Annotated in this window: 8 protein-coding genes; 4 read left to right on the top strand and 4 right to left on the bottom strand. The window is 58.5% G+C overall.

All coding sequences use genetic code 11. The features are described 5' to 3' along the window. The first annotated feature begins 587 nt into the window (after window positions 1-587). Window positions 588-926 (top strand): P-II family nitrogen regulator, encoded by a 339-nt coding sequence (locus tag QZ409_RS08480; RefSeq protein WP_296709354.1) that lies wholly within the window; start codon window positions 588-590, stop codon window positions 924-926. Between the two features lie 78 nt (window positions 927-1,004). After that, window positions 1,005-2,333, top strand: coding sequence for an ammonium transporter (locus QZ409_RS08475; protein WP_296709351.1), 1,329 nt, complete (start codon window positions 1,005-1,007; stop codon window positions 2,331-2,333). Window positions 2,334-3,014: 681 nt separating this feature from the next. Here QZ409_RS08475 and QZ409_RS08470 read toward each other — a convergent pair. Continuing rightward, on the bottom strand, window positions 3,015-3,686 hold the full coding sequence (locus tag QZ409_RS08470; RefSeq protein WP_296709349.1) for a hemolysin III family protein: 672 nt from the start codon (window positions 3,684-3,686) through the stop codon (window positions 3,015-3,017). 673 nt (window positions 3,687-4,359) lie between these two features. On the opposite strand from QZ409_RS08470, the gene QZ409_RS08465 reads away from it, so the two are divergent. Beyond that, window positions 4,360-5,292 carry an IS481 family transposase gene (locus QZ409_RS08465; RefSeq protein WP_296709346.1) on the top strand — a complete coding sequence of 311 codons (933 nt, stop codon included), beginning with the start codon at window positions 4,360-4,362 and terminating at the stop codon, window positions 5,290-5,292. Window positions 5,293-5,374: 82 nt separating this feature from the next. Next, window positions 5,375-6,007 carry a tyrosine-type recombinase/integrase gene (locus QZ409_RS08460; RefSeq protein WP_296709343.1) on the top strand — a complete coding sequence of 211 codons (633 nt, stop codon included), beginning with the start codon at window positions 5,375-5,377 and terminating at the stop codon, window positions 6,005-6,007. A gap of 292 nt (window positions 6,008-6,299) precedes the next feature. On the opposite strand, the gene QZ409_RS08455 is transcribed toward QZ409_RS08460, so the two are convergent. The 3 genes from QZ409_RS08455 to QZ409_RS08445 all read right to left on the bottom strand — a co-directional run. Continuing rightward, entirely contained in the window at window positions 6,300-6,677 is a 378-nt protein-coding gene (locus tag QZ409_RS08455) for an HdeA/HdeB family chaperone (protein WP_342394830.1), read from the bottom strand. A 119-nt stretch (window positions 6,678-6,796) separates the two neighbouring features. Beyond that, on the bottom strand, window positions 6,797-7,159 hold the full coding sequence (locus QZ409_RS08450) for an HdeA/HdeB family chaperone (RefSeq protein ID WP_296709342.1): 363 nt from the start codon (window positions 7,157-7,159) through the stop codon (window positions 6,797-6,799). Between the two features lie 324 nt (window positions 7,160-7,483). Further along, window positions 7,484-7,674: hypothetical protein (locus QZ409_RS08445; RefSeq protein ID WP_296709339.1), on the bottom strand; the 191-nt coding region annotated here is incomplete at its 5' end.

The following is a 7,674-nucleotide window of genomic DNA, read 5'->3' as shown; positions in this document are numbered from 1 at the left end:
GCGTGAAAATCAAATCCCCATAGCGCTGGCTGCCTGAATGGCGCCAAACCTCCCCGCGACTTCGTGCCTTGGCGCTTTTTGGACGCCGGCCGCCGAAGCAAGCGGCGCCCCTCGTGACGCCGGCGTCCAAAAACCTGCACATAAGCAGGAATCCGCGGTTGCGCGCCCGAATTTCCGGATTTGCACCCGGAGGCGACGGTCAGCGCTTGCCGTGACAGTCTTCTCGGTTCTCGGAGCCAACCCTTCTGACGGCAAAAAATCCCAGAATTTGAGACACCTCTTACAACCCGTTCCACCGGCATCGTCGCTGAACGAACGTGTCGGCTGCTGCGGGAGGTACGTCACCAACTGGAGACAAGATGGCCTGCCGGTAGAGGACCGCCGTATCGGAAAGTGAGCGATTGTTAGTCGTATTGATTATATATTAATCATAAAGTGACTATCTATTAAGCAATTATGGTGTAAGGGGCGTAAGGCGGCGTCATAAACGGCGCTATTCTTCATAGTTGATCTCTAATTATGCATTTTGCTTAAAAATGGCACAGATTTTGATTGCATTTTCGACGCAACCCGAATCTGGCGAAATCATGAAACTCATCACGGCCATCATCAAGCCCTTCAAACTCGACGAAGTTCGCGAAAGACTCAATGACGTGAAGATCGACGGCATGACCGTCAGCGAAGCCAAGGGCTATGGCCGTCAGAAGGGCCACACGGAGATCTATCGCGGCGCTGAATATGTCGTGAGTTTCCTCCCGAAGCTGCGCATCGAAACGGTCGTTCGCGACGAAATGACCGACTCCGTCATCGAGGCCATCCGTTCCGCCGCCTATACCGGGCAGATCGGCGATGGCAAGATCTTCGTCAGCCCTGTCGAACGCGCCTTCCGCATTCGCACCGGCGAGTCCGACAACGACGCGATCTGACTTTCGTCCCCCTTCTCGCCCCCAGGCAGCAGGTTGGCGACCACGGCCTCCCCCGTCTCCACATTTTTCGGATTTCCCATGTCCAGACAACTCTCCCGCCTGAGCCTCGCCGCTTGGGCGGTCGGACTGCTGAGCCTTCCCGCCCAGACCCTTCCCGCCCTAGCCGCCGAATCGAAAATCGACGCGGCGGACACTGGCTTCATGATCCTGGCCACGGCCCTAGTCCTGATGATGACGCTACCCGGCCTTGCGCTTTTTTACGCCGGCATGGTGCGCAAGAAGAACGTCCTCGCCACCATGGCGCAGAGCCTTGCCGCGACCGCGATCGTTTCCCTGCTCTGGCTGGGCGCCGGCTATAGCCTGGCTTTTCGCGGCGAAGGCGCGCTGATCGGCGATCTTTCTGCAGCCATGTTCGCCGGAATCGGCCTCGACAGCGTCAGCGCCTTCGCCCGGACCATTCCCGAAATGCTGTTTGGCGCCTATCAGATGACCTTCGCCGTTATCACCTGCGCCCTGATCGGAGGCGCGACCGCCGAACGTTTCAAATTTTCGGCTTTCGTCCTGTTCTGCGTCCTCTGGCTGTTCATCGTCTATATTCCCACCGCCCACTGGGTCTGGGGCGGCGGCTTTCTCGCCAACTGGGGCTTCATCGATTTCGCCGGCGGCACGGTCGTCCATATCAATGCGGGCGTCGCCGGACTGGTCGCCGCGTTGATGATCGGCCCGCGAAGTGGCTACGGAAAGGACAATCTCGCGCCTTTCGATCTGTCGATGGCTTTCGTCGGCCTCGGCCTGATCTGGGTCGGCTGGTTCGGATTCAATGGCGGCTCGGCTCTGGGCGTCGGCTCGCGCGCGGTTTACGCGATTGTCGCGACCCATTTTTCGGCCAGCGCCGGCGCCCTAGTCTGGGCCGGCATAGAATGGGTCGAGCGGGGCCGTCCCTCCGTGCTCGGACTGATTTCCGGCGCGGTCGCCGGGCTGGGAACGATTACCCCGGCCTCCGGCTATGTCCTGCCCTGGCACGGCGTCGTGATCGGCGCGATCGCCGGCGGCGTCTGCTATTTCGCCAGCACCGCCTTGAAAGCCCGGCTGCGCTATGATGATACGCTCGACGTGTTCGGCGTGCATGGCGTCGGCGGCATCCTCGGCACTTTGCTCGCCGGCGTCTTCGCCACTGCCTCGATCAGCGCCGCCAACGGCGAAGCCGGGATTTCGGGCCTGATCGAGGGCAATGCATATCAACTGGCTCTTCAGGCCGCGGGCGCCGTGCTGGTGACGGCGTGGTGCGCCCTCGGCTCCTTTGCCGTGCTGAAAATCGTCGATTCCCTTGTCGACCTGCGCGTCAGTCCGGACGACGAGCGTCAGGGCCTCGATCTCGCCCTGCACGGCGAATCCCTACATCCATGACGGCACCGCAAAATGGCGCTCAACTATGAAAGGATTCACTGTCCTTTGATCACCCATCGCCAGAAACTTGAAGCCGTTAGTGAGGCATGCGTCCAAGTCAATCCTGATATCCTTAAGAGGCTAGGAACGCCTTCAGACGGATTCGCAGATGTGAGTGACCGCATACGCCTGAACGACGTGAACTTGCTCCTGATGAAAGATTTCTCTGACCGGAGATGTAACGCCAATATGAAGGCGCTGTCGTTCTGGTGGAATCTCCGAAATGACGCGCTCGCCTCCCAATCGGATTCATGCGTTGACTTTCTCTACGATACCCTAAGGCACCTGAATCGGTGATTTGTGCGTTTCCATCTTTGCAGGGCGATGGCATCGGGTGACGAGCCATCAAGCCAAGTCCGCTTTGAGCGGTTGATTGCGGCGCGGGGCAACTTCGGGGATCGACCGCAAAGGGTCACTTTTACCCGTTCGTTCGTAGCTTCCGACGTCGGTTGTTTGCAGGACTGCCGTCATTCGCGGAAGTGCGGCCAGGCGCCAACTGCGGAATTACGCCCTAGCGTATGGCAATCCGATTTTTCGGCGCAATGCAGACCTTCCTCCGAAACGACGCCTTTCTCGGCATGTCGGTGAGATCGCCGTCACATCGGAATTATGCTTATCCAAAAAAATTTTTGGAAATATTCTCTAAGCGCTGTGCCCGATCGCCTGAGCGATGCCTGCATATTGGCAGCCAGCGGCGATGGCGACGAAGGAATGCCAGATGGCGTTCTGATATTTGAGACTATTCCATTTATAGAACAGCACGCCGACCGAATAGAACACCCCGCCGACGACGAGCAGGAACATCGTCGGCGCGGGCAGGATGACGACCAATTGTTTTGCAGCGAAAATAGCCATCCAGCCGAGCGCCAGATAGACGACGATCGCGGCACGGTCGAACCGGCCCGGCAGCAGGATTTTCAGCGCCGCGCCGCCGAGCGAAACGAACCACACGATCGCCGCAAGCGTCCAAGCCAAGGTGTCGTTCGGCAATTGCGACAGCAGCGCCGTATAGGTGCCGGAAATCATTAAATAGATTGAGGCGTGGTCGAACCGCCGCAGTATCCATTTCAGATTCGAGGGTGGCGTCATATTATAGGCCATGGAAAAACCAAACAGCAGGAAAAAGCTGGCCGCATAGACGCCGATGGCGAGGGTGTCGGAAAGGTCGCCCTGCCGGGCGACGCGCCCGATCAGAGCGGCGAAGGCGATCAACCCCGCCACAATAGCGACGGCATGGACAAGGCCGTCGGCGATTAGCTCGCCACGACTATAGGCGCGCTTGAAAAGGCGAGGATGGTTTTCGGGTAGCGTCATTCGGGCCCCCACGCCTGCGGATTATCGTAACTTGCCCCATAGCTGAGCAAAGGCTTGTGGCGAGGGCATGGCGCCTAAAATCCTTCCAGGCATTCGAGAGACAACTGCGGTCTTCAAAAGGGTGAAAAGCTGCCCTCCGGAACTGACGTGCCGAAATCAGAGGCTCTGGATGTCGCCGATATACAACTTTCCTTCGTCCTGCCGATCCGATACGCATCGTTGTTCCGGCGTTGATCTTATGCTGCGGTTGATGCGCTCAGCCACGAATCAGCTTCATCAACTGATGTCTTAGACCGCTTCACAACGGCTTCGCGCTCGTCCGCGGAAGGACAGCTTTTCCGCCGTTGTTTGATGTACCGGGCAAAGTTGGCGACAGGCCGGTCAGGGTCATGATCACGCGTTTGAGCGACGCGCTGAACGACTGCTGACGGCATTGCTGCGGCCGTTGCGAAAAAGCGCGAAAGGCACCTTGGGGTCGAAGCGGGCATGCGGCCGGACCTGCCACGAATTTCCAAAACGGAGGCCGAGCGGTCGTGAACTAGTATTATCCAACGGCTGCAATCTGCGGTTCGGAGCCTCAGCGCTGCCTAGTTGTGAGCTCTGAGGAGGTTGTTCATCCGACGTGAAAGCCTGAAGGTGGTCGTTGCCACACGAAGCACCAAAGGTCACGAGGATGAACAACCCGCATAAGAATGCTCGAACGACCCCGCTTGGTCGAGCGGAAATGATCCGGCGAATTGTTGAAGAAGGCAGGCCAACCGCCGAAGTCGCCGCCGGTTTCGGGATCAGCGAGCGAACGGCTCGCAAATGGGTGGCTCGATGGCGCGCTGAGGGAAAAGCCGGCCTCGAAAACCGATCTTCTCGTCCGCGCTCGGCTGCCGCTGATGCCGCGGCTTTCTGGAAAGCCACGGCTGAACGACTGCGCCGGGATTATCGGCTAACCGGCCAGGAGATTGCCGCCAAACTGAAATTGGCCCGCTCAACCGTCGCCGGCTGGCTAACGCGGATGGGGCTGGGCCGCTTGGCCGCCATGGCGCCGAAGGAGCCGGTGCGCCGCTACCAGCGCGAGCGCCCCGGCGAGCTTCTCCACCTCGACATCAAGAAACTGGCCCGGTTTGACGGCGTCGGCCATCGCATCACCGGCGATCGACGCGGCCGCAGCCAAGGCATGGGCTACGACTTCCTGCACGTCGCTATCGACGACGCCACCCGGCTCGCCTATGTCGAGGTTCTCCCAGACGAGCGGCGCTGGTCGACGACCGGCTTCCTGCTGCGCGCCTTGCGCTGGTTCCGGGCGCGGGGCGTTCGTGTCGAGCGGGTGATGACAGACAATGGTTCTGGCTACGTCGCGCGTCTCTTCCGAAAAGTCTTACGCCTGCTCGCTATCAAGCACGTTCGAACCCGCCCCTACACGCCGAAGACCAATGGCAAGGCGGAGCGCTTCATCCAGACGATGTTGCGAGAATGGGCCTACGCCATTCCATTCCCGACTTCGGATCGACGCGCCGCCGATCTTGCCCGATGGCTCGCCGGGTACAACGAGCGCCGACCTCATGCTAGCCTTGCTCAACGAACACCAGTTCAGGCCCTCGCCGGAACGACCTGATCAGAAATCACACCTAGGCGTTATTTTTGGCCCGCAGAGTGCGGGGAGTTGGGAGGGGTGGCTGGATAGGGAGGTTACTTCGATGTCCGATTACCACGACCAGCAAAAGGACCATCGGCAGGCGCCTTGGAACAAGGGTCGGCTTGTGGGTCAGAAACGCCCCCTCAAGCCGAAGGAAGTCTGGAATATCCGCGCTCGCCTTCAAATCGAGGCGCGGAAGCGCGACCTCGCAATGTTCAACTTGGCGATCGACAGCAAACTGCGGGGGTGTGACCTTGTCCGTTTGAAGATCGACGATCTGTGCGTCGGCGGCAGATTGCGCGACCGCGCAACGATCATTCAGCGGAAGACCGGCAGGCCGGTCCAATTCGAAATCACGGAGCAGACCCGGGCGTCAGTCGAGGATTGGCTGGCCATTCTCAAAATCCGCGAGGGGCGCTTTCTTTTTCCAAGCCGGGTCCATAAGCAGCCCCATATTACGGCGCGCCAATATGCTCGGATCGTTCATGGCTGGGTTCGAAGCGCTGGCCTGGACGATTCAGCGTACGGCACCCATTCGATGCGGCGAACGAAGGCCTCTCAGATCTACAAAAAAACGGGCAACCTGCGTGCTGTTCAGCTCTTGCTGGGGCACACGAAGCTTGAGAGCACCGTCCGCTATCTCGGAGTAGAAGTGGATGACGCCCTCAGCATTTCTGAGCAGGTCGATCTTTGACGGTTTGCTTGCGGCACCGCCAGGCGGCGACGCCGCAACTCGACAGCAGCCAAAAAATCCGGCCGTTATGGTGCAGACAGCGGACTTCGGGAGCTGCAAACGAACCGGAAATAATGACCCGAGGCGGTCGTTGGACGAAGGCTTTCAGCATGGCAGGGAACTGCTGAAAGCAGACCTTTGGAAAATCGAACCGATGAGCGGCTAGTTACGTTTCGCATGTTGGCGACAGGAACTGCGACGCCTATCGCTTGGGCTAGAGCCCAAGCGATCATGATCCGGACCTTCAAAAGAGCTACTTGCCCTTCAAGACCAACTCAACCGCATCAGCGACCTTTTTGTCCGGGTTGGCTTTGCAGAAGACGATTACTTCATGAATGCCCGCTTTGGTCCGCGGCACATTAATCGAGTGTTTCTTGATGTGACCGTTGTACCAGCCGCTGTACCAAAGCCCAAGAAAGTCAGCATCTTCCTGAAACGTCCCCGCGAGTTGGGCGCAGGTCAGGGTCCGAATGTTAATGTAGCCTTTCTCGTCAGCATACGTCTTCAGCGCCACCTGAGCTGACGACGTGGAGACGAAACCCATCAAAGTGGCAGCCGCGAGGAGAGCTGGAATAGCTTTGTTGCGGCTCGGCTTGGGGGTGTTCTGCGTTGTCGAGATTGAAACGGCCATCGTGTTTTGTCCCTTTGAGCTGGATTCTGGCCTGTCTGGGCGCGAGGCGCGCGCCATCATCAAAGGCTTTTCGCGGGTAGTGCTGCAGAAAACGATTTACGCAGCGGGTAAAAGCCAAGTCACTGTTCGTCCTTGAGCTTGATACCCTTTTCCTTGCGATAGCCCTTGATCACGACATCTATTGCTTTAATAACCTTCTTATCTTGATTGGCTTTGCAGTAAACGATGACGCGATGTTCCATTTCTTTGGCGCGCTCGACGTTTATTTTTCCCGCGTTCGCCAAGCCGTTGTACCACCCGCTGTACCAGACGGACATGAAGTCAGCGTCCTCCTGGAACGTGCCGGCCAACTGAGCGCAGGTCAATTTCTGAACGTCGATGTTGCCGTCAGCATCGGCATACTTTGTAAGCTCGACCTGAGCTTGCGCAGCGCCCGACATCATTATGAGCAGTCCACTCGCAACCCATAGTTTCGATTTCATCGCTCCCCCCCCCATTTGCTCGCCGCTCGCCTTGAAGCTGCCGCGGATATTGATCCGCCCTTAAATCGGCACTCTCGATGTTGCGGCCGGCTCAACCCCAACTTGCGACAGTTTGAAATTGGCCGCAAGGCGGCACATCGCGCAGATGTTTACGAGGCCTTGAAAGCCGCCGTGTGCTTCCAGCGCGGTCGCTCAAGTTGCCCCTCGGCGGCCCGTCGCCCATCTTGCCCACTAGGTCGAGGAACAGCTCAAATCGGACCTTCCTATGGCTTTAACCGCGCGCCAGCTCGTGAATGTCAGTTGGCCTGCTGCGAATGACGGGAGTCATGCAAGCAACGGACTTTGGGCGTTTCGAATGAACAGGCAATAATGACCGATGCTGTTGAAAAACTCGTTGCCCCGTTGCCCTAGGCGGGGCGGCGTGATTCCATTTTTCTCGCGATTTGCGAGGGGATTCCGCCGATGATGGGACGCCAGTCCGCCGATCAGGCTCAATTCTTTTATGCGTTCAATCT

This window comes from Rhodoblastus sp. (genome assembly GCF_019449565.1).
Classification (GTDB): Bacteria; Pseudomonadota; Alphaproteobacteria; order Rhizobiales; family Beijerinckiaceae; genus Rhodoblastus.
This window is presented reverse-complemented; position numbering and strand designations above follow the sequence as displayed.

Excerpts from the sequence above, each read along its gene's own strand:
- QZ409_RS08480 (WP_296709354.1), top strand. The coding sequence starts at position 588 with ATGAAACTCATCACGGCCATCATCAAGCCCTTCAAACTCGACGAAGTT.
- QZ409_RS08475 (WP_296709351.1), top strand. The coding sequence starts at position 1,005 with ATGTCCAGACAACTCTCCCGCCTGAGCCTCGCCGCTTGGGCGGTCGGA.
- QZ409_RS08470 (WP_296709349.1), bottom strand. The coding sequence starts at position 3,686 with ATGACGCTACCCGAAAACCATCCTCGCCTTTTCAAGCGCGCCTATAGT.
- QZ409_RS08465 (WP_296709346.1), top strand. The coding sequence starts at position 4,360 with ATGAACAACCCGCATAAGAATGCTCGAACGACCCCGCTTGGTCGAGCG.
- QZ409_RS08460 (WP_296709343.1), top strand. The coding sequence starts at position 5,375 with ATGTCCGATTACCACGACCAGCAAAAGGACCATCGGCAGGCGCCTTGG.
- QZ409_RS08455 (WP_342394830.1), bottom strand. The coding sequence starts at position 6,677 with ATGGCCGTTTCAATCTCGACAACGCAGAACACCCCCAAGCCGAGCCGC.
- QZ409_RS08450 (WP_296709342.1), bottom strand. The coding sequence starts at position 7,159 with ATGAAATCGAAACTATGGGTTGCGAGTGGACTGCTCATAATGATGTCG.